The following is a 24218-nucleotide window of genomic DNA, read 5'->3' as shown; positions in this document are numbered from 1 at the left end:
TGGGAGACGAATTGGCATGAAGACGTTGACGGAGATCGTCATGCCGAAGCTGGCGGAATCGCTAGTATCGGCGACTATTGATCGGTGGCTCAAGCAGCCGGGCGATACGATCAGCATGTACGAACCGATCTGTGAAGTCATTACGAATAAAGTAAACGCGGAAATTCCTTCTACCGTAGAAGGCAGACTGGTATCGATCTTAGCTAAGGATGGCGAAGATGTACCAGTAGGCGCTCCGATCTGCGTGATCGAGGCGATCGAAGAATCGGCAGGCGCGTCTGTACCTGCTTCTGCACCAACTGCTGTGACGGCACAGCCATCACACGCATCCGACGAGTCGGATATTCCAGTCGAGGGCGATATGCGCGGACGTTACTCGCCGGCGGTACAGCGAATCGCTGCGGAGCAAGGGGTAGACTTGCAGCTCGTGCGCGGTACAGGACTTGGCGGGCGCGTTACGCGCAAGGACGTGCTTGCATTCGCTGCTTCCGGTCAGCCGAAGGCGACAGTAGCCGCGGAAGCGGTCAAGGATGCAACAGCCAAGACAGAGAAAGCGCCGGTTCGCACAACGGGGCTTCACTTATCCGAGACGCCTCGCATTCCCCAAATCGAAGTGGAATCCGAGATTCCGGGCCGCGGCGAGTATTTCATTGATATTACGCCGATTCGCAACGCCATCGCTCGCAATGTGAAGCAGAGCGTAACGGAAATTCCGCACGCTTGGATGATGATCGAGGTCGACGTAACGAACCTCGTCAATCTCCGTAACAAGCTGAAGGACGAGTTCAAGAAGCGCGAAGGCGTAAACCTGACGTATCTGGCATTCGTGCTGAAGGCTGTCGTCAATGCGGTGAAGGACTACCCAATCATCAACTCGACATGGGCGACGGACAAAATTATCGTGAAGCGCGACATCAACATTTCGCTTGCTGTCGGTACGGAAGATTCGGTGGCAACACCGGTCATTAAGAATGCCGATCAGAAAAATATAGCCGGCATCGCGCACGAGATCGATGATCTGGCACGCCGTGGACGCGAAGGCAAGCTGACGCTTAACGATATGAGCGGCGGTACGCTGACGGTCAATAACACAGGCTCGTTCGGTTCGATTCTATCATATCCGACGATCGTATATCCGCAAGCGGTCAATCTGACGTTCGAATCGATCGTCAAGCGTCCGGTCGTCATCAACGATATGATAGGCGTTCGTTCGATGGCGAATATGTGCTTGTCGCTCGACCATCGGATTCTCGATGGCGTCATTTGCGGACGATTCTTGCAGCGGGTCAAAGAAAACTTGGAGAGCTTCTCGCTCGATACGAAGCTTTATTAATTCCGGACCTGGATCTTCCGGTCAAAGACAGAAAAGAGGCAACCACGATGGGGATGAACGAACAGCCAGAGCGCGTATTGGATGCGCGCTACATCCCGCTCATCGGTTATGCGGAAGCATGGGAGCTGCAGAAAGCTTACGTGAGAGAGATCGACAAGGAGGAGCGGCGCGAGACGCTGCTCCTTCTTCAACATCCGCCCACGTATACGCTTGGGACGGATCTGCATCCTGAGCATCTGCTGCTTGATGAGGCGGAATTGAAAGAACGCGGAATTACCGTGTTTGAAATTGATCGCGGCGGGGACATTACGTATCATGGGCCCGGACAGCTGGTCGGCTATCCGCTTATTTATCTAGAGGCGGACAATTTGGATCTGCACGGCTATTTGCGCAGCTTAGAGCAGGCAATTATTGAATGGCTTGCAGGATATGGGATCATAGGCGGGCGCAAATCGGAATATACCGGCGTGTGGGTAGGCGATTCGAAGATTGCGGCAATCGGCGTCAAATTCAATCGCGCTCGTTCACGGCGGGGATTCGTGACAAGTCATGGTTTTGCATTGAATCTGAAGGCGGGAATCGGTGCAGAAGGGTTCCAAGGGATCGTCCCTTGTGGAATCTCGCAGTACGGGGTGACATCGTTCGAGGATTTGACAGGCGAGGCGATGACGCCTGAACGGGCGGCGGCGGAGCTTCTGCCGCACTTCTGCCGCCAATTCGGCTTCAAGCTCCCAGAGGGAGCGCTCTGAACGAAAGTTAGACGAGCAAGAAACTGATGCCAGAGACGACGACCGACAGGAGCATCGCGGCGAGCATGATCCAGACTACGATTTTGACAACGCGGCTGCTGAACATCCGGGCACTCTCCTTCCCATGCATGGCTCAAGGTTGAACCTCTTGTCTCTATATCCTATCATAGATAGCAGGACAAATTCACGTCTTCACAGCAAGAGAATTACACGATAAATGAACAATATGGATACGAAGAAGCGGAGGGATTGGGATGATTAATCGTGAGCGGATCATTCAGGAGTTTATGGAGCTTGTCCAAGTGGACAGCGAGACGAGAAACGAAGGACAGATTAGCGTCGTATTGAAGGACAAGTTCGCAGCGCTTGGCTTGTCGCTCGAAGAGGATGATGCGGCAGCCAAAACAGGGCATGGGGCGAATAATCTGTTCGCTACATTGGCTGCTTCCGGTGATTCGAATGCACCGATATTGCTGTTCACCTCCCATATGGATACGGTAACGCCAGGCAACGGCATTAAACCGCGTCTGGACGATGACGGCTATATTCGTTCCGACGGCACGACCATTCTCGGCGCAGACGACAAAGCAGGGCTTGCAGCGATGTTCGAAGCGATTCGTGTACTGAAGGAACAGCAAATTCCGCATGGCGAGATCCAGTTCGTCATTACGGTCGGCGAGGAATCCGGTCTGCTGGGCGCTCGCGCGATGGACGGTTCCAAGCTGCGCGCTAAGCTCGGCTTCGCACTTGATTCCAACGGCGAGATCGGCGACATTGCCGTTGCAGCTCCGACGCAGGCGAGAGTCACGATCAAGCTTCATGGCAAATCGGCGCATGCCGGCGTTAATCCTGAAGATGGCATCAGCGCGATTCAAGTCGCTTCGAAGGCCGTTTCGCGTATGCCGCTCGGCCGGATCGACAAGGAGACGACAGCGAACATCGGACGTTTCGAGGGCGGCGGCGCGACGAACATTGTGTGCGACTACGTGAAGCTTGATGCCGAAGCGCGCAGCATCGTTCAACACAAGCTGGATAAGCAAGTGGATGCAATGCGCGAAGCGGTTGAATCGGCCGCGGCAGAGTTCGGTGCGCGAGCAGAGTTCGAGAGCGAGATCATCTATCCGGCTTTCATGTACGGCGACGGAGATGAAGTAGTGGAGCTCGCGAAAGCGGCTATCCAGTCGCTTGGCCTTACGGCGCGCACGTTCCATTCTGGCGGCGGCAGTGACGCGAACATTTTCAACGGACTAGGCGTTCCAACGGTCAACCTTGCAGTCGGCTATGAGCACATTCATACGACCAAGGAGCAGATTAAAGCAGACGATCTCGCGAAAGTAGCGGAGCTGGTCGTAGAGATTATACGTCAGTCTTCGGCTCACGCGTAATATCCAACTATTGAAGGGCAGCCAGGACGGTTTCCACCGTACCAGCTGCCCTTTATTGTTGAAGGAATTAATACCCAAGCGTTACCGTTTCGGACTGCGGCGATACAAATAATCGGCTAGCATCGAAGGAGCGTTGACGGATTCACGGCTGCGTGCGGACATTTCTTTGAGTTGACGGCGAATCTCCCAACCTTTGCCGACCAATCTGAGAGTTTCTTGCGCATAATAGGCTTTCATGAATACCGCTCCTTACATCAGGATCTTTGAACGGAGTTCAAAGTCGCTCTGCTTAATCAAAGTCACTCTGCTTTCGGCTGGGCCGATTTGGTATAATGAAGCATATGCTTAGCGGGTCTGTCGTATGACAAGCCCTCATCAAGAAGGGAGAAATGAATTTATGACACAAGAGAGATTAGAAGGCTGGCAGGAGAAAACATTACATACCGAACCTATTTTCCAAGGGAAAATTATTTCGCTGCAGGTTGACACGATTGAACTTCCGGATGGCAAAACCGCTACCCGGGAGATCGTTCGCCATCCAGGCGCTGCAGCCGTGCTTGCATTGCATGAAGATCGGATGCTTGTCGTTGAACAATACCGGAAGCCGATGGAGAAGTTTCAGATTGAAATTCCGGCAGGCAAGCTGGATCCCAATGAAGATCCGATCGTGTGCGCAGGACGCGAGTTAGAGGAAGAGACAGGCTACCGCGCAGCGACGCTTAAGCCGATCAGCGCTTTCTATACCTCGCCAGGTTTTGCAGACGAGAAGCTGTATCTGTATCTTGCTGAAGGGCTGGAGCGGGGCGCGATGAATTTGGACGAGGACGAGTATTTGCGCGTAGAAGCCATTACGCTGGAGGAGGCGCTGCGTTATATCGAAGAAGGGCGTATTAGCGATGCGAAGACGATCCTGGCTGTTTACGCATGGCGTCTCTACAAACTGACGGGTGAAGTATAGAGGCTGCCCTAGCGGACTCGGTACAACGTCAACGTCTCTCTTTCAATCCTTGCGCGGGTTATATCCGGGCTTGTCCAAACATAGAGTAGCTATGAAACGCATTTGGACAAGGGGTGGCCCTCGTGAATTCGACGATTTTCAAACGCCGTGCAGCTGACTCCATTACGTTATACGTCTTCATCGGGGTGTTGTTCGCCGTCGGTGTCGTGTTCGGTGCATTGGCTGTGCATTCGCTGACGCTGGAGCAGCAGCAGAATTTGTCGGGCGATCTAGATCGATTCGTCAAGATGATGGAAGCAGGTATGTTTCCCGATGAGGGAGAGGCGTTTTGGGACCGGTTTTTCTTCTATGCCAAATGGATCGGCCTAATCGGCGTGCTTGGCATGACGGTCGTTGGACTGCCGTTCGTGCTGGCGCTCGACTTCTTGAAAGGCTCGCTGGTCGGCTTCGCGATCGGCACCGTCGTCAGTGAACATGGTTGGAAAGGGATTGTTTTCTCGCTTGCTTCCGTTGCACCGCCGAATATAATTGTTGTGCCAGCGATCGTCATCGCGAGTGCGGCATCGATTTCATTCGCCATGCATGTCATTCGCTATCGACTGCTGCAGAGCAAAGGAAGACTGCTTCCCGCATTTGCGTCGCTGTGCTCGATGCTGGGTCTCATGCTGCTTGCTGTAACGGCAGCAGCGCTTGTCGAGGCATATGTTTCGCCTGCTCTCATGCGCTGGGCAGCGCCTATGCTAGGCTAGTCATGTCGATCTGCGGTTTAAATGGTTTGACTTTATTCGCGCAAAGCTCATATAATGAAAGCAAATGTTCCGGAAATGGGCGCAATACGTGTGCGAGGGGGAAAACCATGGAAGCCCGGATCGAGAAAATCAAACAGCAGCTGCAATCGCAGGGCTACAAGTTAACCCCGCAGCGCGAGGCGACCGTTCGCGTGCTGCTGGAGAACGAAGAAGATCACTTAAGTGCGGAAGATGTATTCATGCTCGTTAAGGAGAAAGCGCCGGAGATCGGACTTGCTACGGTTTATCGGACGCTTGAACTGCTGAGCGAAATGCACGTCGTGGAGAAAATGAATTTCGGCGACGGCGTGGCGCGTTATGATCTGCGTACGGACAGTAATCAACATCACCATCATCATCTCATCTGCGTACAGTGCGGAACGATGGATGAAATTATGGATGACTGGCTCGGTCCGCTGGAAGAGCGGCTGGAGCAGGAATTCGGTTTTGTCGTTGTTGACCATCGCCTTGATTTCCAAGGGGTGTGCCGCCGATGCCAAGAGAAGAATGAGGCAGCCGGTCTTGAAGCAGTGCCAACGACTCGCACGCTGTAAGTTAACTACTACTATTTATTAATGTCCATGGGCAACGACTTCCGCACAATGCTGTGCGGAAGTTTTTCGTTTCATGGATTATTTTACTTTTTTCACGATTCTTCTGGCTGCAGATGCAGCTTTCTGCGGAGAAGTCCGTATTGAACGGGCTGCCGATGCAAGTGGCGTACGTTTCATTAGAGGTGCAGTCTTATTGCGTTGCTTCCGAGACGGAGAAGACGGACGATAGATCCGTTTCTTGCGCCGATTGACGAGCGGCTCGGATGGCTGTGCTGCCGATTCAGCAGCAACAGCTGCGAGCTGCATGATGCCATTGCCCTGCGCTTGTTGGTTGTAGCCGTTCAGACTTTTCGCCCATGATTTGAGCTTCTCGGATACTTGATCGGGCGTGAGAGAACTGTCGGCAGCGAGAACGAGCGCAGCGCCGCCGGCGACGTGAGGGCAGGACATGGAGGTGCCGCTCATCTCGACGTAGCCGCTGTTAGGCTGCAGAGAGCGTATATTGGTGCCGGGAGCCGTAATGTCGATGCCTTGCCCTCTGCTGCTGTACGAAGCGATCTCGTCGTTCCGGTTCGATGCGGCTACCGCGATCGTTTCCGAGAAACTGGCTGGTTCATCGATTCGGCCGTTGCTCGTTCCGCTATTGCCGGCGGAGGCAACGAGCACAATGCCGTTGTTGTACGCTTTCTGAATCGCTTCTTGCAGAGCAGCGCTTTGCTCGCCTGGGAGCAGGCCAAAGCTCATATTGATGACTTGGATCTTGTTGTTGATGCACCAGTTGATCCCTTGAATGATGTCGGAAATGTAACCAAGGCCCTCATGGTCCAGTGCCTTGATGGCGTATAAACTGACTTTCGGGGCGACGCCCGGCTGCATGCCGTCTTTGCCAGTAGCAGCGATGATCCCTGCGACGTGTGTCCCATGTCCATTATCGTCGTAATAGGACGAGGCCGATTTGATATTCGTCGTGTTGACGCCGCCGGCGATAACTAAGTTCGAATGTTTGGCGATGCCGGTGTCAATGACGGCTACACGGACATCGTCTCCCTCTGTCTTCGTCCATGCGTCTGGCGCTTGCACGCGGCAAATATTCCATGTCGCGTTGTCCGGGCAGATGCCGCCGGAGGCAGAGTCGCGTTTGCGGACAATGCTGCGCTGGCTTCCGTGAAGCGCATGCGTTCGGACGCGTGCATCTTTCTCGATAAACTTAATGCTGGGAGGTAATGCGTTTATGCGAGCTTTGTTCGATAAACTTCGCGTATTCATATAACAGCAAATCACACGGCTCGACTTGATCGTTTTGATCGGTTTGATCCCTTTGCGCTCCAGATATTGAATCAGTTGGTTATAGGAGCTTTTGCCTCGGAAGCCGATGAGATGCCTTGACGTATGTTTTGCTGCGGATGTTCGGACACATTGCCCGAATAGCTTTTCTAGATGCAGTTGGGCCAAAGTTATCGTCTCTCCTTCGATCCGTGCAGGATAGGACTCCATTCGTTTGCGGCTACAGTCATAGTATGGAGACCTACGTGCACAGACACGGCGTATGGCCGCTGTCGCACATATTTTTGCTGTGACGGGAGAATCGTATGTTGTAGGACTGTCAGAGGCGCAGCTGTCATAATACAATTTAAGAGGTCGTTCAAAATTGGTATAGCTCGGCTGGTCTGAAGCACGACAGAGGGGGACGAGAGCATGCGAATCGGCGTGCCGAAAGAAATTAAGAACAACGAATACCGTGTCGCCTTAACGCCTGCGGGAGCGATGCAGCTCAAGGCTGGCGGCCATCGGGTGCTTATCGAGCGAGGAGCGGGCATTGGCAGCGGGTTCACCGATAATGAATATGCAGAAGCTGGAGCCGAGCTAGCGAATCAAGCAGGGGATGTGTGGAGCAATTCCGATATGATAATGAAAGTGAAGGAACCGCTTCCGGAGGAGTATGTCTTCTTCCGCAAAGGGCTTATGCTGTTCACCTACCTGCATCTTGCGGCGGCTAAAGAACTGGCGAAGGCACTTGCAGACAAAGGGGTCAGCGCAATCGCTTATGAGACGATACAGCTTGCGAACGGCGGATTGCCGCTTCTAACGCCGATGAGCGAGGTCGCAGGGCGGATGGCCGTTCAGCTAGGGGCGCAGTATTTGGAATCGTTCTACGGCGGCCGAGGCGTCCTTCTAGGAGGTGTGCCGGGTGTGCCTCCTGCGGATGTCGTCATTATCGGCGGCGGCATCGTAGGGACGAACGCTGCTAAGATTGCGCTCGGCATGGGGGCGAGCGTTGTTGTACTGGAGAAAAGCGCGGAACGGATGCGCTATCTGGATGATACATTCGGCGGCCGTCTTCGCACATTGGCATCGAATCCGCCGAACATCGCCTCTGCTGTCCGTAAGGCGGATCTGCTAATTGGCGCTGTGCTCATTCCAGGCGCAAGGGCTCCTCATCTCGTCACAGAAGAGATGGTGAAGACGATGAAGAAAGGCTCGGTCATCGTCGATGTTGCTGTTGATCAAGGCGGCTCGATTGCAACCGTAGACCGTCCGACGACGCATGAGCGTCCGATCTATATCAAACACGATGTGATTCACTATGCGGTCGCCAATATCCCAGGTGCCGTACCGCGCACTTCTACGCTTGCGCTGACGAATGTGACACTGCCATATGCACGTGCGCTGGCTGACAAAGGGATGGCTGCAGCGATGAAGGACCCTGCGCTTCGCAAAGGGGTCAATACCCACAATGGCGCGGTAACGAATGAGGCGGTAGCGCAAGCGGTTGGATTGCCTTATACGCCTTTTTGAACAACCTCTAGAATCATGCCATTAAAGTAAGCTTGGCTGAATGAACAAGCTGCAACCTGCATATGGTGAACCAATACGATACGCGGGAGGCGGTTGCAATTGGTCGTATCCATTCGCCAATGGCTCGGGAGATTGTTGTTTGTGTCGTTGTTTACGCTGCTGACGATTGTCGCTTTCGGCGGTTATAGATGGCTCATTGACGTTGTGGCGCCTGTTGACCCGTACCGTGAGCCCCAAGGTCGGGCCTTAAAGGTGTCCGGTACGCTCGAATCTCCTGACGATGGATCGATGAGTGAGCGGCTTCGTTGGTTTTATTGGTATGGCGAATAACCGAATAACCGCGAATAGCCCTTTCTGCTGCGCTTAACAGGCTTAACGCGGCAATCAAGCTGTAATTGGCTGCAGCCTGTTTCGGGTTGTCTATTCGTGCAATTGAGTGACCTTCTGACGACAATCGCCAATGCATGCAGGAATTTGGAGGCATGTTGTGGAAATGGTTAGATGCACGTCATTCGACTGCAGAAAGGATAGCTGAATCATGGAGACGGAGCTGCAATCGTTTATTCAGGATGCGTCTTACGAACGGTCGCTGTCTGACAATACGCTTGCATCTTATGAACGAGACGTGAGGCATTTTATCCGCTATGCAGCGGAGTCGGGCATCTTTACGGCTCGTGATGTAAAGAAGCATCATATGGCGCGTTATTGGCTTGTACTGAGGCAGGAAGGACGCAAGAATGCGTCATTGTCCCGTTATCGGGTATCTCTTCGCGCGTTCTTTCGCTATTTGATGGATAAGCATCTCGTTGATGCCGATCCAACATCGGAAATGGATGCTCCTAAGCCGGACAGCCCGCCGCCGCTCATTATCTCGGCAGAGCAGGTGGAGCGGCTGCTTGCTGCGCCGGAACGTACGGAGCCGATCGGGATTCGGGATACGGCCATCCTCGAAACGTTATATGCGACGGGTATTCGTGTATCCGAATTGATCGCTCTCGAGGTGACAGATGTCCACATCAGCCTCGGCTTCATTCGTTGTGCAGCCGGTAGCAAGGAACGCATCGTGCCTATCGGTCGATCCGCAGGTGCTGCCATTGAAACGTATCTTCATTCCGTACGAACGGTATTGTCACGCGGCGAGACACTAGAACAGGCGTTATTCCTTAATCGCAGAGGCGAGCGGATGACGCGGCAGGGTCTGTGGAAAATTGTAAAAAAATATGCGCTCGCAGCAGGCATCGAAGGTGAACTTACGCCGCACTCTCTGCGGCATTCATTCGCTGCGCATTTGCTTGAGAACGGAGCGGATGTGAGAGCCGTCCAAGAAATGCTCGGTCACGCCGGCCTTGCTGCAACGCAAAAATATGTTCAATTAACAAAGTCGCGAATGAAAGAAGTATATGAACGCTCGCATCCGAGAGCGAAATAAACGTTCGTGCCTGATGGATCAAAGCTGAGTGACTTTGAGCTCCGCTCAAAGATCCTGATGTAAAGCGGAGTGACTTTGCTCCGCTCAAAGATCCTGATGTAAAGCGGAGTGACTTTGAGCTCCGCTCAAAGATCCTGATGTCAGGAGGGACTGCCGTATGCGGTTTCAACGCATTGCGTTGATTGTGCTAGACAGCGTAGGTATCGGAGAAATGCCGGATGCTGCGCGGTTCGGAGATACCGGAGCACACACGTTAGGACACATTATTCGCGAGGTTCCGGATTTGCAGATGTCGAGGCTGCGCCGCTGGGGGCTTGACCGGATCGCTGAGCTGCCGGGCTGGACGCCGTGCAAGGAGCAGCCTGCTGCCTATTACGGCAAAATGTCAGAGGCTTCCGTCGGTAAAGACACAATGACAGGTCATTGGGAAATTGCAGGATTAAAGGTGACCATTCCGTTCCAGACGTTTCCGGAAGGGTTTCCTGAAGAACTGATTCATACCTTCGAGGAACGGACAGGCCGCCGCGTCATCGGCAACAAGCCTGCAAGCGGCACCGATATTCTCGTTGAGCTTGGCGAGGAGCAAATGCGAACGGGCGCGTGGATCGTATACACGTCTGCGGACAGTGTGTTCCAGATTGCTGCGCATGAAGAGGTCATTCCGCTGGAAGAGCTGTATCGCGCGTGCGAGATCGCCCGCGAGTTGACGCTTGATCCACGGTACGCGGTTGGCCGTGTCATCGCAAGACCATACATCGGTTCGCCAGGTGCTTTCGTTCGCACGCCGAATCGACATGACTACGCTTTAAAACCGCCTGGCCCTACGGTGCTTAATTCGTTGAAGGACAGCGGTTATGACGTCATTGCAGTCGGCAAGATTAACGACATATTCGACGGAGAAGGCATTACCGAGTCGATGCCGACGAAGAGCAACGAGGACGGGATCAAGAAGACGCTCGAAAGGCTGGAGACAAGCTTCGAAGGGCTGTTGTTTACGAACCTTGTTGATTTCGACTCCTTGTACGGTCATCGTCGAGATCCGGCTGGTTATGCGAAGGCGCTTGAAGTGTTCGATCGAGCGGTACCTGAACTGGAGAAAAGGCTTGGACCACGCGATCTGCTCATTGTAACAGCGGATCACGGCAACGATCCAACGCATGCAGGCACCGATCATACGCGGGAATTTGTACCGCTGCTGCTTTACAGCCCGGCTTTCGTTACCCCAGGCTCCATTGGGGTACGCCCAACTTTCGCGGATATCGCGGCTACAGTGGCGGAGAACTTCTGCGTAGCGATGCCGCCGAATGGCGAAAGCTTATTAGACCGGCTCAGTTAATCCATGAGCAAGCTCTGGAATAGATGATTTCGATTGGGAGAAGGAGAGGAATGCGATGGCTAACGAGAACAGTGCCAGCAGATTGACAGGCCAAGCCTATGTCGAGGCAGCAGACTATATACGTCAACAAACAAGCCTACAGCCAGAGGTTGGACTAATTCTAGGCTCAGGATTAGGAGTGCTTGCCGATTACATAACGGATGCGACGACGATTGCTTACAGCGATATCCCGCATTTTCCAGTATCGACGGTTGAAGGTCACGCAGGGGAGCTGCTGATCGGCCGGTTGAACGGCAGACCGGTTATTCTGATGAAAGGCCGCTTCCATATGTACGAAGGTTACGGATCGGAGCTGACAAGCTTCCCGGTGCGTGTGATGAGGGAGCTCGGTATTACGAAACTCGTCGTGACGAATGCAGCCGGCGGCATCAATACGGATTATGAGCCAGGCGATCTGATGCTTATTACAGACCACATCAACTTAACGGGCCGCAACCCGCTGATTGGTCCCAATGAGGATCGGTTCGGCGTGCGCTTCCCGGATATGTCCGAGGCATACAGCCGCCGGCTTCGTGCTCTGGCTCAAGAGACAGCGCAGGCTGCTGGCTTCACGCTTCGGGAGGGTGTTTATATCGGCGTGCTTGGTCCATCCTATGAAACGCCTGCCGAAATCCGAATGATGCGCACGCTTGGCGCCGATGCTGTCGGCATGTCGACGATCGCGGAAGTCGTCGCAGCGCGGCATTGCCTTGTCGAGGTGCTTGGCATCTCATGCATTAGCAATATGGCCTCGGGTATATTGGACCAGCCGTTGTCGCATGAAGAGGTTATGGAAACGACGGAACGGGTGAAAAACCGCTTCCTTCAGCTTGTTTCCGACGTCGTACCGAAGCTGTAGCGTCGTTATTTGTCGGTTAAAAAATTTGCTTCGCCGACTCAATATGACATACATTGTACGCGAATTACAGTACAATGTTCGTGATTATAGATGTGGAGTGGAGCGAGAGATGAACAATTCCCTATATGTAACCTTAGAAGAACTACGTGGCCGAATGGTTGATACCGCCCTGTTAAGGAACACCTTGCAGGACCGCGACGTGCTGCACTTAAGTCAACAGCTTGATACGTTGATCGTACAAGCCCAGACGGAGCAGCATCGTTCGCGGTGCCACAATAAACCTGTACCCGAGGAGGACTAATGTCTTATGCGGGCTGCAGAATTATGGAACATAAGTCGGCAGTGTCTGCCGGCTGATTACGAAATCGATTTCTTAATTTATGGCTGTTGCCAAGGCACTATACCTGTTCATCAGATGTCGGCCTAGGCAGCAGCTATATTTTATCTCTTCAATAGGAGAATGGCACAATGAGAATGTCTGATTTGATCGATAAGAAGAAATATGATTCCGAACTTTCATACGATGAGATTCAATACATAATTAATGGCTACGTGGAGGGGACGATTCCCGATTATCAAGTGTCCGCGTGGTTGATGGCCGTCTTCTTCAACGGCATGAGCGAAGAGGAAGCTTATTATCTGACGAAGGCGATGATCGAATCCGGCGATCAACTGGATTTGACGGCGATATCGAAGTCGAAAGTGGACAAGCATTCAACCGGCGGCGTTGGCGATAAAGTCTCGCTTATCATCGCACCGATTATTGCATGCTTTGATCTTGCGATGGCCAAAATGTCGGGCCGGGGTCTCGGTTTGACCGGCGGTACGATCGACAAGCTGGAATCGATTCCGAACATTAACGTCGAACAGCCCGTCGACACCTTCATCGACACGGTGAAGTCTGTCGGATTTGCTTTAATTGGTCAGACGGGAAATTTGGTTCCGGCGGATAAGAAGTTGTATGCCCTCCGGGACGTTACCGGGACCGTGGATTCGATTCCGCTTATTGCAAGCTCGATCGTGAGCAAGAAAATTGCGGCAGGAAACGACATTATTTTGCTCGATGTGAAATTCGGTCAAGGCGCTTTTATGAAAGATGCTGAATCGGCCAAAGAGCTCGCAGCCAGTATGATCGGCATCGGCGGGCGCTTCAACAAAAGGTTCGCGGCGCTCATTACGGATATGAACCAGCCATTAGGCTCGATGGTGGGCAATGCGTTCGAAGTATACGAGAGTGTGGAAATATTGAAGGGCAGAGGCAATCCGCAGCTGCGTCGAATTTGCGTGGAAACCGTCGCATACTTGCTGCGTCTATCCGAACAATACGCCGATCTGGATGAGGCAATGGAGAAGATCAATCAAGTAATAGACGATGGATCTGCATACAACAAGTTTGCGGATTACGTGCACGCATTCGGCGGAAGCTTGGACGTATTCGAAGACGAGAGTTGGGTATTCAGCGCTTCGGATAAACACGAGATTAAAGCGCTGAGCAGCGGCTTCATTCACCATGTTGACGCTGAGACGGTAGGCCGAGCAGCCATGATCGCTGGAGCGGGACGAGAGAAGAAAGAGGATTCGATCGATCATCATGCCGGCATTCAATTGATCAAGCAACACGGTGATGAGGTGCAAGAAGGCGAAGTAGTAGCTTATGTATATACGAACAAGGCAATTGCGCCGGCAATATTGAACGAGCTGCAGCGCGCTGTCCATATTGAGACGAATGCCCCTGCACAGCACAGCCATATCTATGCTTACATGGAGTAATGAAGAAGCGTCAATCTAGTGAAATAGCAAAAGACCGATATCGAGTGAATCTCGATTCGGTCTTTTTTAGTATGCATGATTAGGAACTGCTGTTGTCGTTAAAGTAACCGTCGAGCAGCTTGCGTACCGTTTGCTCATTGTTTGTATTTATGGAGCAGAGCCTCGTCACGAGCAATTCAGCCCCGGCATTGTCCAGCGGACAGAAGAACACGTTATAGTTAGGCAGCGCAGTACATAGTAAACAAACGCGTCTCCATTCTCCTGCCTTCAATCGCACATCCATCGCCGCTCCGTTCGGTTCTCCAAGCTCCACTTTAATCGAAGTGTCCGCATCCGCCTTCAGATTGACCGCCATGCCTGAATATTTCTTGCCGATTCCGTTCGGAAAAATATTAGCTGCGTAGATAACCGCCTTATCCGTTCCGACAGTGACGGAATTACTGAATTTCACAGCTTTGACGGAGCCGAGCTCAACGTCATTCTTGGATGATACCGATACGACCCCGCCGGTTCCGAGCTTCACGATTGGCGGTGCCAATGGGCTGACGGATGAGTTTGTCATATATTTATCGTATTTGGTGTTATCCTTCATCAAGAAACCGTTCCGAGTACGAATGATGAGACCCGATGGAATCGCGGTAACGTTCTCAAAATTGCCTACCGCATCAAACTTGCCGACAAGAGACACGCTGCTTGTGCTATCGCAGGCAACATGGGAGTAGTAAGGCTGGCCATATCCTCTTGGGTTGATGTAATCCAGCAGGCTTTCATTCTCGAGAAGAATCGAAGGCCGGACGGACGCATCATTGTTCTGCAGGCTGTCGACACTGAGGATGGAATTGCTGCAGTAGATGGTGGACTTTTTGACGGTTTTGCCTTTCAAATCGATGGAAACGGTATTCGGCGCATCGACGCCGGTTGTTTCGGGACACCCGCCATGGATGTAGTTGGTCAGGCAGTCGAAAAAGGCGAAACAGCTGACCCGATTCGCCAGCGGAATCGTGGAGTAGAAGTAGTTGCCCGACACATGATGCACCAGAGCGCCGACGATATTGCTGGCTAACGTTAGACTGTAGAACGTATTCGAGTTGCCGCCGGTGTAGGTCTGACTGCCTGTACCTGCGTTTATATGGAGTCCGATCTTATTGTTGAATAGAACCAGATTATAAAATTGGTTGAATTGCGATTGATTGAGCTCAAGCCCTGTATCCTGACAATTCTCAATCGTGCAGTCGTAGAAGTATAGGTTAATGGCGTTGAACACTTTGAGTCCGGTTACATTTTTGTTCAGCCCATTGATGCGCAAGCCCGTGAATGTCGTTTTATCATTGCGCACTTGATATTTGGGAAACTCGAACATATTGAAATTGTCAGCTGCTGTCGAAGGTTTGAACACAGTGTTGCTGCCGCAAATGAAACTTACTTTAGGCTTTAATTTGATCGTCTGACTGATGAGGTAATCGCCGTCGGGTATGAAGATCGTGCCGCGCGATAAACTGTTGATGACACTCTGAAGTACGGTTGCAATGTCTGAGTTAGGGGCCGCGTTGTAAGGAGGATGAGTAATGTTGATCCAGTTTGGAATATTGGCAGCGTAATCGTTAAATGCGATTATCTGAGGCGCATTCTCGAGGACATCGTCGACAATCGGAATTAGCTCGGACTTTATGAGACCATTTTTGCTTACGAGATCATTGTCGGATGCTTTCTCGCCGACAGCAATGCTGTGAAACTTGCCTATGAACTGTGCGTTCGGTTGCGGTGCAATTTGAATGGTTGCTCTTGAAGGGTTAATGGTGACAAAGCTGTCGTCTGTCGCCTTATAGATATCCGTGCCATTCGTAATCGTCAGTACATTGCCCTCTAATTGCAGTTCCATGCTGTAGGGGAAACCATCCTTGCGGAAGTTGTTTATGCCTTCAGACATTTTCGTCACAGGCACGACAATAAAGTTTCCGTCATTCACCCTCTTCATGAGTGTAAAACTGGTCTTCCCGATCAACATATGAATCATCGTACCGAGATTCAGAGCGCCGCCCTGCAAAATCATCACAATATTGTCGCTTATCCCGGAAGTTTGTCCATCAACTTTGGTAAAACTAAATGCAGCTTGCATATATGGAATGGGCTTTCCATAATCGACGCTGGCGTAAAAGTTCAAACCGTCCGCAATCAGCTCGCCGTTCTTTATTTTGGCTGTCATAATCCCGTTGCCCGATACTGCCCAATTGTGACCGCTCAGCGTCTTCGTTCCGTTCAACACGGTATCCGGTTTATCGAAACTATCATAAATTTGACCGTCTATATTTCGCAGCCCGAACATTCTGCGCTGCATCACTAGTATTTGTTCTTGCTCTGAGCTCGCCATCTATCATCCCACCTCCTATCGAAACGAATTTCCATCTTCTATTAATCTATGACGCGACCGGCAATTGGTGATGAGTCGCGGCTTTTTAATATGCAATAAACTGGAATAAATTGCTCTTATGCTGTCCATAATGGAAAGGAAAAAGATGGCCGCAGTGCGTTCCAGACCTATTCGCTGTCTGTTCAGCGCGGATGGAGCTAAGGCCGCAACATGCTCAGGAGGGATCGTTCTTGTTCAAGTCTGTCTGTACCAAACTATTCGTTAGCGTCTTAGCGCTCATGCTGCTGCTGCCGGCGTTGTCTGCCTATGCTGAAGAGCCTGTCGCACCTCAAGCGCAAGCTGCTTCTCCAGCGGCTAATCTGGCACCGTCTGCACGTTCTGCCGTACTGATGGATGCTGACAGCGGAACGGTTATTTTCGATAAGAACAGCCATGACAAGCTGCCGCCAGCCAGCATTACGAAGATTATGACCATGCTGCTCATCATGGAAGCTCTTGATGATGGCCGACTGAAGTTGACCGACAAAGTGTCGACGAGCGAATATGCCGCATCGATGGGCGGTTCGCAGATTTTCCTTGAACCAGGCGAAGAAATGACGGTTGACGAGATGATTAGAGGCATTGCGCTTGCATCAGGCAATGATGCATCTGTCGCGATGGCGGAGAAGCTTGCAGGTTCGGAGGCACAGTTCGTCAACATGATGAACGAGAAGGCGAAGCAGCTTGGCATGAACGATACGCATTTTGCCAACTGTAACGGTCTGCCGGTTGCCGATCATTACACGTCAGCCCATGATATTGCGGTCATGTCGCGCGAGCTGCTGAAGCATACCGAGATCACGAAGTATACGGGCATGTATCAAGACTATCTGCGCAAATCGTCGGAGAAGCCATTCTGGCTCGTCAATACGAATAAGCTCGTGCGCTTCTATACGGGAGCTGACGGTTTGAAAACCGGCTTCACGAATGAAGCGAAGTTCTGCCTGTCGGCAACGGCGCGCCGCGACGGTCTTCGTGTTATTGCGGTTGTAATGGGTGAACCGAATACGAAGACGCGCAACGCGGAAGTTGCGTCGATGCTCGATTATTCGTTCGCGCAATATACGAATTACTCGATCTTCAAGCAAGGGGATCCGATTGGCAAGGTGCCGGTAGAGAAGGGGCAAGTCGCACAGCTGGAGCTGACGGCGACCCATCCTTACAGCGTACTGATGCGTAAAGGCGCATCGACCGGCGATATTCGTCATGAGCTTCAGCTCGATAAGACGATCAAAGCACCGATCAAGATCGGGGATCGCATCGGCCGGATCGTTGTGTATCAAGGCAATCAACAGCTCTCGGAGTTCGAGGTGCAATCGCCGGTTACGGTCGAGAAAGCAAGCTGGTGGACGCTCATGAAACGGACATGCTCGGGTCTGTTCAGCTAAAGTTAGAAGCACAATTTGTCGGCTAATAGCGTCGCGGTTCTAGTTTTGTCGCTAGGCAGGAATGGGGCTGCCCTGCGGAGAAATGCTTGTTCATCACGGGGAGGAGTGAACAGGATATGAGTCTTCAAGTAGAGTTGGAGCATCAACGCAATGTGTTGATCGTCCGCCTGAGAGGAGAGCTTGACCATCATACGGCGGACATTGTTCGAATCCGGATGGAAGAAGCAATCCTGAAGAGCACGGTTGAGCATGTTGTTCTCAGCCTGAAGGATTTGATCTTCATGGACAGCTCCGGTCTCGGTGTCATCCTGGGCCGATACAAGCAACTGAAGGCGAAGGGCGGCGTAATGGCTGTCTGTGACGTGAATAAAAGTGTATACCGGTTGCTCGAGCTGTCAGGCTTGTTCAAAATTTTGGCTGTTCACGATAATGAGCGCGCCGCGCTCACCAGTCTGGAGGTCGTATCATGAACGAGACGAGAGCTGTCAATACGATGCGCGTAACGTTCTCCGCCCGCAGTGAGAATGAAGCGTTCGCCCGCATTACTGTCGCCGCCTTCATTACGCATCTAGATCCGACACTCGATGAGCTGAACGACCTGAAGACGGTCGTGTCCGAAGCGGTAACGAATTCGATCATTCACGGCTATGACAATGATCCGGCTCGATTCATTACGATCGAAGCCTCGATCGAAGATGAAACGCTGCATCTGATCGTCAGTGACGAAGGCAATGGGATTGAAGATCTGGAGCTGGCACGTTCGCCGCTCTACACGTCTAAGCCGGAGCTGGAGCGCTCGGGCATGGGTTTTACGATAATGGAAAATTTCATGGATCGGTTCGAAGTGACGAGCGAGCCTGGCCGCGGTACGCGGATCGAGATGTCGAAGCGAATCGAATCGAAAAAAGCGCTGTTCAATTAGGCGCATAGGGGTTGGACCTCATGGAAGTCGATTTGAAGCAAACGGCGCAGCCGTATTTGGATGACGCAGAAGTGAAGCGTCTAATCGCCCTGAGCCAGTCAGGAGACAGCGTGTCCCGTGACACGCTCGTCCACTGCAACATTCGGCTCGTATGGTCGGTCGTGCAGCGGTTTATGAACCGCGGCTACGAGCCTGACGACCTGTTCCAGATCGGTTGTATCGGACTGCTGAAGTCGGTCGACAAATTCGATTTGTCTTACGACGTCAAATTTTCGACCTATGCGGTGCCGATGATTATCGGCGAAATCCAGCGCTTCCTCCGTGACGATGGAACGCTCAAGGTAAGCCGATCGCTCAAGGAAACAGCGAACAAGGTGCGCAAGATGAAGGATGAATTGTCCAAGACGCTTGGCCGCCTGCCGACGATTAACGAGGTTGCGGAAGGACTCGGCATATCGCCCGAGGACGTTGTATTCGCACAAGAGGCGAATAAGCCGCCTACCTCGATACACGAAACGGTATTCGAGAACGACGGTGATCCGATCACGCTAATGGACCAAATTGCAGACGATACGCAGGAGAGATGGTTCGACAAGCTGGCATTGGCAGAGGCGATCGAAGGGCTCGCAGAGCGCGAGCGGCTTATCGTTTATCTGCGATACTTCCGCGACCAGACGCAGTCGGAAGTCGCGAGCCGACTTGGCATCTCTCAAGTGCAAGTATCCAGGCTAGAGAAAAAAATATTGCAGCTCATCAAAAACCAAATCGCCCAATAAGCGGCGATTTGGTTTTTTTATTGCCATTGCAGCCATACTATCCAGGAACCGTTACGTATGAATTGGCTGCTTGTCGCTTGCGGACAGGAGGTGATACGCGCTTGGAAGGGAATGTATCGGCACCTACGGTGCTTTATATGCGGCTGAAGAAGCGGGTCCATATCCATGAAGGCGACACAGTGACATTGGGCATGGTCGCGAGGCTGCTAACGGATGACAGCATAGCGGACGTGTTGGAAACACTTGTGCTGTATCATCACCGGACGTCTGACGGCAACCGCGTCGTTATCGATCTGCTGCAGATGATACGCGTCATTCGATTGCAGTTCCCGAACCTGACGATCGAGACGTATGGCGAACCGCATGTACTCCTTATGGTGGGCGAGAAAGCCGAGCGTGCAAGAATGCCTGTGCTGCTTGTTTCATGGCTGCTGTTATTTTTCGGCGCGGGGCTAGCCATAATGAACTTTCATACAGACGTAAGCATGAAGGAAGTTCATATGCGAATCGCAGAGCTCGTCACAGGGAAGCGGGAGGAGCATCCGCTCTGGTTCCAAATCCCATATTCGGCGGGCATTGGCCTTGGTATGCTGCTGTTCTTCAACCATCTGTTCAAGAAGCGGTTTAATGAGGAACCGAATCCGCTTGAGGTAGAGCTGTATTTGTACCAGGAGAACGTGAATGCCTATGTCGTAGCGGAAGAGATGCGCAAGAAGCAGAACGGCAATGGGCCGGGCGGTCCGGCGGGTGAACCGCATGCTTGATCTAGGCCGTAATTTATTCGTCGCGATGCTTGGTCTTGGAGGCGGTCTTGCCGTAGGTTCCGGATTGGTCTCGCTGCTGATCATTTTGGACTTGATCCCGCGGCTGGCGCAGCTGGGCAATGCGTATCGGAAGTCGGTATGGTTCGAAACTGCAGTTACGGCGGGAGCGCTATTCTGGACGGTAGCTGACTTTATGAATTGGAAGCTGTATTTGCCTAACCAGCTTGTTATGCCGATTGCAGGTGTGCTGGACGGGCTGTTCGTCGGCTTGCTTGCTGCAGCGCTAACGGAAGTAATGAACGTGCTTCCCATCTTGGCGAAGCGAATGTCGCTGTCAAGACATATAGCAGCGCTTGTCTGGGCGATGGTGCTGGGCAAGACGGCAGGCTCGCTGTTTGATTGGCTCTATTATCAGTGGTAAGCAACAAGGAGGACGGAGGACATTATGCGAAATCGGGACAGACAGACACCAGACGATCAGTCGTTCATCATACCGGAAATCATCTCGATGATGGAGGAACTGGAAGACGAAGATGCATTGGACCACCCTTCCGCTTCGAAGGCTGTGCACAGCAGTGATAACGAGTCTGACGAGCTATCAGCGGTTATCGAAGAGATCAGCGAACCAAAGGCACAGAAGGCGAAACCAAGGTCAAGTGAAAACCTAGAAGCGGAAGAAAAAGATCATGCGGAGCGTGAGAAGGACCATTTTACGCAAGAGGATCTAGATATCGAGCTCCTGTCGCTCATCAAGGACAAGGAACGGCTGCATCAACTGCTGTCTGCGCAGCTCGTATCCAAGGAACCTGCTTCTCACAGCGGAAGTAAGTCCGCGCAGCATGGTGAAGCCGATAAGAAAGATAAGGCGGCGGAGCAGCACCATACCGATGATTCGAGCAAGGACAAGGGAAAGAAACAACAGGTGCAAGCTCATTCGGAACAGCAGGATCACTCTGATTCCAAGTTCAAGAAACAAGGGAAATCGCAGGATGGCGGTGCACATGGTGAGGAACAACCTCTGGTTGAACCCATTCCCACGAGCATTGAACAGTATCTGAAGAAGCTGGAGGATGCGGGTTTCCACACAAGCTTCGATATTGTGGTGCGTGAGATGACGTTTGGCGAAAAGCGGACTGCGCTGTTTTTCTACAATGGCCTTGTGAAGGATACGCTGCTGACAGACGTCCTCACTCGACTGACCTACTTGCAGACTGAAACGCTCTCGACGAATGCGCTGCATGATTTCCTGCACTACTATGTGCCTGCCGTTCAAGTGAAAGCGGTTGACGAGTGGGATGATATGCTGCTCGAAGTGATGTCCGGCGCTTCTGCCTTCTACATCGATGGAGAAAGCTCAGCACTCATTATCGACGCTAAAGCATTCCCTTCGCGCGGTCCTGAAGAGCCTTCGTTAGAGCGTGTTGTCCGCGGTTCAAGGGATGGTTTCGTCGAGACGCTCATGGTCAACGTGTCGCTTGTTCGGCGTCGTCTGCGCGATCCGATGCTTCGATATGAAATCGTTCGAGTCGGTCAGCGGACGCAGACTGACGTATGTATTGCTTACGTAGAGGATATTACGGATCCGGAATTGATCGAATCGATTCGTGACAAAATTCAACAGGTGAAGATCGACGGTCTGCCGCTGGCGGACAAGCAGCTCGAGGAAGCGACGGTGAAGCGGGGATGGAATCCGTATCCGCTCGTTCGATATTCCGAGCGCCCAGACGTTGTAGCCGCCCATTTGCTCGAAGGCAACGTAGCCGTATTCGTCGATACATCACCCAGCGTCATGTTATTGCCGACGACGTTCTTCGATCTGATTCAGCATGCCGAGGAAAACCGCCAGACGCCTTTCATGGGCACCTATTTTCGCTGGGTGCGCTTCATCGGAATATGGGCGTCGCTGTTCCTGCTGCCGATTTGGTTTTTGTTTGTGCTTGATCCGAGCTTGAAGCCAGCATCGCTCGATTTCATCGGCCCATCGAAAATGGGCGAGATTCCGATAGTCATTCAGTTTCTGTTGGCAGAACTTGGTGTCGATCTGCTGCGCATGGCCGCCGTCCATACACCAACGCCGCTTGCTACTGCAATGTCCTTGATCGCAGCCCTGATGATCGGCGATATCGCAGTATCGACAGGGTTGTTCATTAATGAGGTTATCTTGTATATGGCAATCGCTGCAGTCGGCATGTTCGCAACGCCGAGCTATGAGCTTGGCCTTGCGAACCGCATCGTTCGGCTCTTGCTCATTGTGTGTGTTGCGGCATTCAAAGTTCCTGGCTTTGTTATCGCAACGACGATCGTCATGCTGGTACTCTCGATGGAACGTTCCTTCAACCGTCCGTACATGTGGCCGTTCATTCCGTTCGATCTGAAGGCGATGATCAACATTATCGTGCGGCCGCCGGTGTTGTATAATCGGACTCGTCCGAATCTGCTGCGCCCGAAACAACGGGATAAAATGCCGCGTACGTAGGGCCGTGCCAAAATTAGTGCAAATGAAATGATGAAAAATACATTTCTCCGATAGATGGTTTAGAGTATACTGATGACATTGGGTACAAATGAAATTGGTATTCCTATACAACATTTACTATCGGAGGGATTTTGTCCATGTTTTTGCACGGGACTAGTGAAATTAATGATAAAGGTCATCTACAAATCGGCGGATGCGACACGACAGTGCTTGCACAAGAGTTCGGTACGCCGCTCTATATCGTAGACGAAGGACTCGTTCGCCAGCGTGCACGTGAATTTGTCGAAGCTTTCAAAGCTACGGGACTGAAATTCCAAGTGGCATACGCAAGCAAAGCATTCAGCGTTATGGCTATGTGCGCAATCGCAGAGCAAGAAGGCTTGTCGCTTGACGTCGTTTCCGATGGTGAGTTGTATACGGCACTTCAAGCCGGCTTCCCGGTTGAACGTATTCACTTCCACGGCAACAACAAGACGCCTGACGAGATCAACATGGCGCTTGACGCAGGCATCGGCTGCTTCGTTGTCGACAACTTCATCGAGATGAGCCTGCTCAACGCTCTTGCAGCAGACAAAGGCAAGACGGCTAACGTACTGCTTCGCATTACGCCAGGCGTAGAAGCTCATACGCATGACTACATTTCGACAGGCCAACAAGATTCGAAGTTCGGCTTCGACCTTGGCAACGGCACGGCATTCCGCGCGATCGAAGAGACGCTGAAGCTGTCGAACCTGAACCTGCTCGGCGTTCACTCGCATATCGGCTCGCAAATTTTCGAAGTTGAAGGCTTCGGCATGGCGGTTGATAAAGTAGCGAAATTCGCTGTTCAAGTTCGCAACGAACTCGGCAAAACATTCTCTGTTATCAACGTAGGCGGCGGCTTCGGCATCCGTTATGTTGAAGGCGACACGCCACTTCCGCTTGCAACGTATGTAAACGCAATTGCTGATGCGATCATCTCGAACTTCACGTCTGCCGACTACCCAACGCCAGAGATCTGGATCGAGCCAGGCCGCAGCATGGTCGGCGACGCGGGTACGACGCTGTACACGATCGGCACGAACAAAGAAATTCCAGGCGTGCGCAAATATATCGCAGTAGACGGCGGCATGACAGATAACCCGCGTCCTGCTCTGTACGGCTCGAAGTACGACGCGCTTCTGGCGAACCGTGCGAACGAAGCAAACGAAGAGACGGTTTCCGTAGCCGGCAAATGCTGCGAGAGCGGCGACATGCTCATTTGGGATCTTGAGCTGCCGAAATCCGAGTCTGGCGACCTGCTTGCCGTATTCTGCACAGGAGCGTATAATTACGCAATGGCGAGCAACTACAACCGGATTCGTCGTCCGGCTGTCGTATTCGTCAAGGACGGCGAAGCATCGCTGGCGGTTAAACGCGAATCGCTGAATGACATCGTAGCTAACGACGTTATTCCACAGCGTCTTCGTAAGACGACTGTATAAGCAAAATCGTGTATCGCAGAGCGAAG

The 24218-nt window shown here is 52.2% G+C and carries 25 protein-coding genes; 21 read left to right on the top strand and 4 right to left on the bottom strand.

The genetic code is table 11. From position 1 onward, the window contains the following. Positions 1 to 16 precede the first annotated feature (16 nt). Both SBI19_RS04910 and lipB read left to right on the top strand, forming a co-directional pair. Positions 17 to 1333, top strand: a complete 1317-nt coding sequence (locus SBI19_RS04910; RefSeq protein ID WP_317965532.1) for a dihydrolipoamide acetyltransferase family protein — start codon at positions 17 to 19, stop codon at positions 1331 to 1333. 47 nt (positions 1334 to 1380) lie between these two features. Beyond that, positions 1381 to 2082, top strand: coding sequence for a lipoyl(octanoyl) transferase LipB (gene lipB, locus SBI19_RS04905; protein ID WP_483312244.1), 702 nt, complete (start codon positions 1381 to 1383; stop codon positions 2080 to 2082). A gap of 7 nt (positions 2083 to 2089) precedes the next feature. Here lipB and prli42 read toward each other — a convergent pair whose 3' ends face one another. Next, on the bottom strand, positions 2090 to 2188 hold the full coding sequence (gene prli42, locus SBI19_RS04900; protein WP_317965530.1) for a stressosome-associated protein Prli42: 99 nt from the start codon (positions 2186 to 2188) through the stop codon (positions 2090 to 2092). Between the two features lie 148 nt (positions 2189 to 2336). Between prli42 and SBI19_RS04895 the strand changes: the two genes are divergently transcribed. After that, positions 2337 to 3467, top strand: coding sequence for a M20/M25/M40 family metallo-hydrolase (locus tag SBI19_RS04895; RefSeq protein ID WP_317965528.1), 1131 nt, complete (start codon positions 2337 to 2339; stop codon positions 3465 to 3467). A gap of 81 nt (positions 3468 to 3548) precedes the next feature. Here SBI19_RS04895 and mciZ read toward each other — a convergent pair whose 3' ends face one another. Next, complete coding sequence (gene mciZ, locus SBI19_RS04890; protein ID WP_317965526.1) at positions 3549 to 3704, bottom strand: Z-ring formation inhibitor MciZ; 156 nt, start codon at positions 3702 to 3704, stop codon at positions 3549 to 3551. A gap of 160 nt (positions 3705 to 3864) precedes the next feature. On the opposite strand from mciZ, the gene SBI19_RS04885 reads away from it, so the two are divergent. The 3 genes from SBI19_RS04885 (at position 3865) to fur (ending at position 5767) form a co-directional block, all read left to right on the top strand. Beyond that, positions 3865 to 4425, top strand: a complete 561-nt coding sequence (locus SBI19_RS04885) for an NUDIX domain-containing protein (protein ID WP_317965524.1) — start codon at positions 3865 to 3867, stop codon at positions 4423 to 4425. 122 nt (positions 4426 to 4547) lie between these two features. Then, entirely contained in the window at positions 4548 to 5174 is a 627-nt protein-coding gene (gene spoIIM, locus SBI19_RS04880; RefSeq protein ID WP_317965522.1) for a stage II sporulation protein M, read from the top strand. Between the two features lie 107 nt (positions 5175 to 5281). After that, on the top strand, positions 5282 to 5767 hold the full coding sequence (fur, locus tag SBI19_RS04875) for a ferric iron uptake transcriptional regulator (RefSeq protein ID WP_317965520.1): 486 nt from the start codon (positions 5282 to 5284) through the stop codon (positions 5765 to 5767). Between the two features lie 78 nt (positions 5768 to 5845). Here the strand turns inward: fur and SBI19_RS04870 are convergent, their stop codons facing one another. Then, positions 5846 to 7219, bottom strand: a complete 1374-nt coding sequence (locus tag SBI19_RS04870) for a S8 family peptidase (RefSeq protein ID WP_317965518.1) — start codon at positions 7217 to 7219, stop codon at positions 5846 to 5848. A gap of 243 nt (positions 7220 to 7462) precedes the next feature. Here SBI19_RS04870 and ald point away from each other — a divergent pair, with 243 nt between their 5' ends. From ald to SBI19_RS04835, 7 genes are all read left to right on the top strand, one after another. Further along, positions 7463 to 8563, top strand: a complete 1101-nt coding sequence (ald, locus tag SBI19_RS04865) for an alanine dehydrogenase (RefSeq protein WP_317965516.1) — start codon at positions 7463 to 7465, stop codon at positions 8561 to 8563. A 99-nt stretch (positions 8564 to 8662) separates the two neighbouring features. Continuing rightward, entirely contained in the window at positions 8663 to 8893 is a 231-nt protein-coding gene (locus tag SBI19_RS04860; protein ID WP_317965514.1) for a YqzK family protein, read from the top strand. Between the two features lie 208 nt (positions 8894 to 9101). After that, positions 9102 to 9992 carry a tyrosine recombinase gene (locus SBI19_RS04855; protein ID WP_317965512.1) on the top strand — a complete coding sequence of 297 codons (891 nt, stop codon included), beginning with the start codon at positions 9102 to 9104 and terminating at the stop codon, positions 9990 to 9992. A gap of 157 nt (positions 9993 to 10149) precedes the next feature. Next, the gene (gene deoB / locus SBI19_RS04850) at positions 10150 to 11328 is read left to right on the top strand and encodes a phosphopentomutase (protein ID WP_317965510.1); all 1179 of its coding nucleotides are present in this window, start codon (positions 10150 to 10152) and stop codon (positions 11326 to 11328) included. A gap of 55 nt (positions 11329 to 11383) precedes the next feature. Next, on the top strand, positions 11384 to 12226 hold the full coding sequence (locus SBI19_RS04845; RefSeq protein WP_317965508.1) for a purine-nucleoside phosphorylase: 843 nt from the start codon (positions 11384 to 11386) through the stop codon (positions 12224 to 12226). Positions 12227 to 12335: 109 nt separating this feature from the next. Further along, positions 12336 to 12527 (top strand): aspartyl-phosphate phosphatase Spo0E family protein, encoded by a 192-nt coding sequence (locus SBI19_RS04840; RefSeq protein WP_317965506.1) that lies wholly within the window; start codon positions 12336 to 12338, stop codon positions 12525 to 12527. A 167-nt stretch (positions 12528 to 12694) separates the two neighbouring features. Further along, positions 12695 to 13996: a thymidine phosphorylase gene (locus SBI19_RS04835; RefSeq protein ID WP_317965504.1), complete on the top strand. Its 1302-nt coding sequence runs from the start codon at positions 12695 to 12697 to the stop codon at positions 13994 to 13996. A 79-nt stretch (positions 13997 to 14075) separates the two neighbouring features. On the opposite strand, the gene SBI19_RS04830 is transcribed toward SBI19_RS04835, so the two are convergent. Then, a complete protein-coding gene (locus SBI19_RS04830; RefSeq protein WP_317965502.1) occupies positions 14076 to 16364 on the bottom strand; it encodes a hypothetical protein in 2289 nt (762 codons plus the stop codon). A gap of 278 nt (positions 16365 to 16642) precedes the next feature. Here SBI19_RS04830 and SBI19_RS04825 point away from each other — a divergent pair, with 278 nt between their 5' ends. The 8 genes from SBI19_RS04825 (at position 16643) to lysA (ending at position 24192) form a co-directional block, all read left to right on the top strand. Then, a complete protein-coding gene (locus tag SBI19_RS04825) occupies positions 16643 to 17791 on the top strand; it encodes a D-alanyl-D-alanine carboxypeptidase family protein (protein WP_317965858.1) in 1149 nt (382 codons plus the stop codon). A gap of 116 nt (positions 17792 to 17907) precedes the next feature. Continuing rightward, complete coding sequence (gene spoIIAA, locus SBI19_RS04820; protein WP_317965500.1) at positions 17908 to 18261, top strand: anti-sigma F factor antagonist; 354 nt, start codon at positions 17908 to 17910, stop codon at positions 18259 to 18261. Beyond that, positions 18258 to 18713: an anti-sigma F factor gene (gene spoIIAB, locus SBI19_RS04815; RefSeq protein WP_317965498.1), complete on the top strand. Its 456-nt coding sequence runs from the start codon at positions 18258 to 18260 to the stop codon at positions 18711 to 18713. The genes spoIIAA and spoIIAB overlap by 4 nt, the downstream gene beginning before the upstream one ends. 20 nt (positions 18714 to 18733) lie before the next feature. Beyond that, complete coding sequence (sigF, locus tag SBI19_RS04810) at positions 18734 to 19489, top strand: RNA polymerase sporulation sigma factor SigF (protein ID WP_110043451.1); 756 nt, start codon at positions 18734 to 18736, stop codon at positions 19487 to 19489. A gap of 101 nt (positions 19490 to 19590) precedes the next feature. Next, positions 19591 to 20253 carry a stage V sporulation protein AA gene (locus tag SBI19_RS04805; RefSeq protein ID WP_483312243.1) on the top strand — a complete coding sequence of 221 codons (663 nt, stop codon included), beginning with the start codon at positions 19591 to 19593 and terminating at the stop codon, positions 20251 to 20253. Beyond that, entirely contained in the window at positions 20246 to 20674 is a 429-nt protein-coding gene (locus SBI19_RS04800) for a stage V sporulation protein AB (protein WP_317965854.1), read from the top strand. Before SBI19_RS04805 ends, SBI19_RS04800 begins: the two co-directional genes overlap by 8 nt. 24 nt (positions 20675 to 20698) lie before the next feature. Continuing rightward, positions 20699 to 22729, top strand: coding sequence for a spore germination protein (locus tag SBI19_RS04795; protein ID WP_317965492.1), 2031 nt, complete (start codon positions 20699 to 20701; stop codon positions 22727 to 22729). Positions 22730 to 22866: 137 nt separating this feature from the next. Then, positions 22867 to 24192, top strand: coding sequence for a diaminopimelate decarboxylase (lysA, locus tag SBI19_RS04790; RefSeq protein WP_317965490.1), 1326 nt, complete (start codon positions 22867 to 22869; stop codon positions 24190 to 24192). The last annotated feature ends 26 nt before the right edge of the window (positions 24193 to 24218 follow it).

The organism is Paenibacillus sp. CCS19 (assembly GCF_033239625.1).
In the GTDB taxonomy this organism is placed as follows: Bacteria; Bacillota; Bacilli; order Paenibacillales; family Paenibacillaceae; genus Paenibacillus_T.
The sequence above is the reverse complement of the archived record's forward strand: the minus strand, read 5'-3'. Positions and strand labels throughout refer to the sequence as shown.

Excerpts from the sequence above, each read along its gene's own strand:
- SBI19_RS04910 (WP_317965532.1), top strand. The coding sequence starts at position 17 with ATGAAGACGTTGACGGAGATCGTCATGCCGAAGCTGGCGGAATCGCTA.
- lipB (WP_483312244.1), top strand. The coding sequence starts at position 1,381 with ATGGGGATGAACGAACAGCCAGAGCGCGTATTGGATGCGCGCTACATC.
- prli42 (WP_317965530.1), bottom strand. The coding sequence starts at position 2,188 with ATGTTCAGCAGCCGCGTTGTCAAAATCGTAGTCTGGATCATGCTCGCC.
- SBI19_RS04895 (WP_317965528.1), top strand. The coding sequence starts at position 2,337 with ATGATTAATCGTGAGCGGATCATTCAGGAGTTTATGGAGCTTGTCCAA.
- mciZ (WP_317965526.1), bottom strand. The coding sequence starts at position 3,704 with ATGAAAGCCTATTATGCGCAAGAAACTCTCAGATTGGTCGGCAAAGGT.
- SBI19_RS04885 (WP_317965524.1), top strand. The coding sequence starts at position 3,865 with ATGACACAAGAGAGATTAGAAGGCTGGCAGGAGAAAACATTACATACC.
- fur (WP_317965520.1), top strand. The coding sequence starts at position 5,282 with ATGGAAGCCCGGATCGAGAAAATCAAACAGCAGCTGCAATCGCAGGGC.
- ald (WP_317965516.1), top strand. The coding sequence starts at position 7,463 with ATGCGAATCGGCGTGCCGAAAGAAATTAAGAACAACGAATACCGTGTC.
- SBI19_RS04855 (WP_317965512.1), top strand. The coding sequence starts at position 9,102 with ATGGAGACGGAGCTGCAATCGTTTATTCAGGATGCGTCTTACGAACGG.
- deoB (WP_317965510.1), top strand. The coding sequence starts at position 10,150 with ATGCGGTTTCAACGCATTGCGTTGATTGTGCTAGACAGCGTAGGTATC.
- SBI19_RS04845 (WP_317965508.1), top strand. The coding sequence starts at position 11,384 with ATGGCTAACGAGAACAGTGCCAGCAGATTGACAGGCCAAGCCTATGTC.
- SBI19_RS04840 (WP_317965506.1), top strand. The coding sequence starts at position 12,336 with ATGAACAATTCCCTATATGTAACCTTAGAAGAACTACGTGGCCGAATG.
- SBI19_RS04835 (WP_317965504.1), top strand. The coding sequence starts at position 12,695 with ATGAGAATGTCTGATTTGATCGATAAGAAGAAATATGATTCCGAACTT.
- SBI19_RS04830 (WP_317965502.1), bottom strand. The coding sequence starts at position 16,364 with ATGGCGAGCTCAGAGCAAGAACAAATACTAGTGATGCAGCGCAGAATG.
- SBI19_RS04825 (WP_317965858.1), top strand. The coding sequence starts at position 16,643 with ATGCTGCTGCTGCCGGCGTTGTCTGCCTATGCTGAAGAGCCTGTCGCA.
- spoIIAA (WP_317965500.1), top strand. The coding sequence starts at position 17,908 with ATGAGTCTTCAAGTAGAGTTGGAGCATCAACGCAATGTGTTGATCGTC.
- spoIIAB (WP_317965498.1), top strand. The coding sequence starts at position 18,258 with ATGAACGAGACGAGAGCTGTCAATACGATGCGCGTAACGTTCTCCGCC.
- sigF (WP_110043451.1), top strand. The coding sequence starts at position 18,734 with ATGGAAGTCGATTTGAAGCAAACGGCGCAGCCGTATTTGGATGACGCA.
- SBI19_RS04800 (WP_317965854.1), top strand. The coding sequence starts at position 20,246 with ATGCTTGATCTAGGCCGTAATTTATTCGTCGCGATGCTTGGTCTTGGA.
- SBI19_RS04795 (WP_317965492.1), top strand. The coding sequence starts at position 20,699 with ATGCGAAATCGGGACAGACAGACACCAGACGATCAGTCGTTCATCATA.
- lysA (WP_317965490.1), top strand. The coding sequence starts at position 22,867 with ATGTTTTTGCACGGGACTAGTGAAATTAATGATAAAGGTCATCTACAA.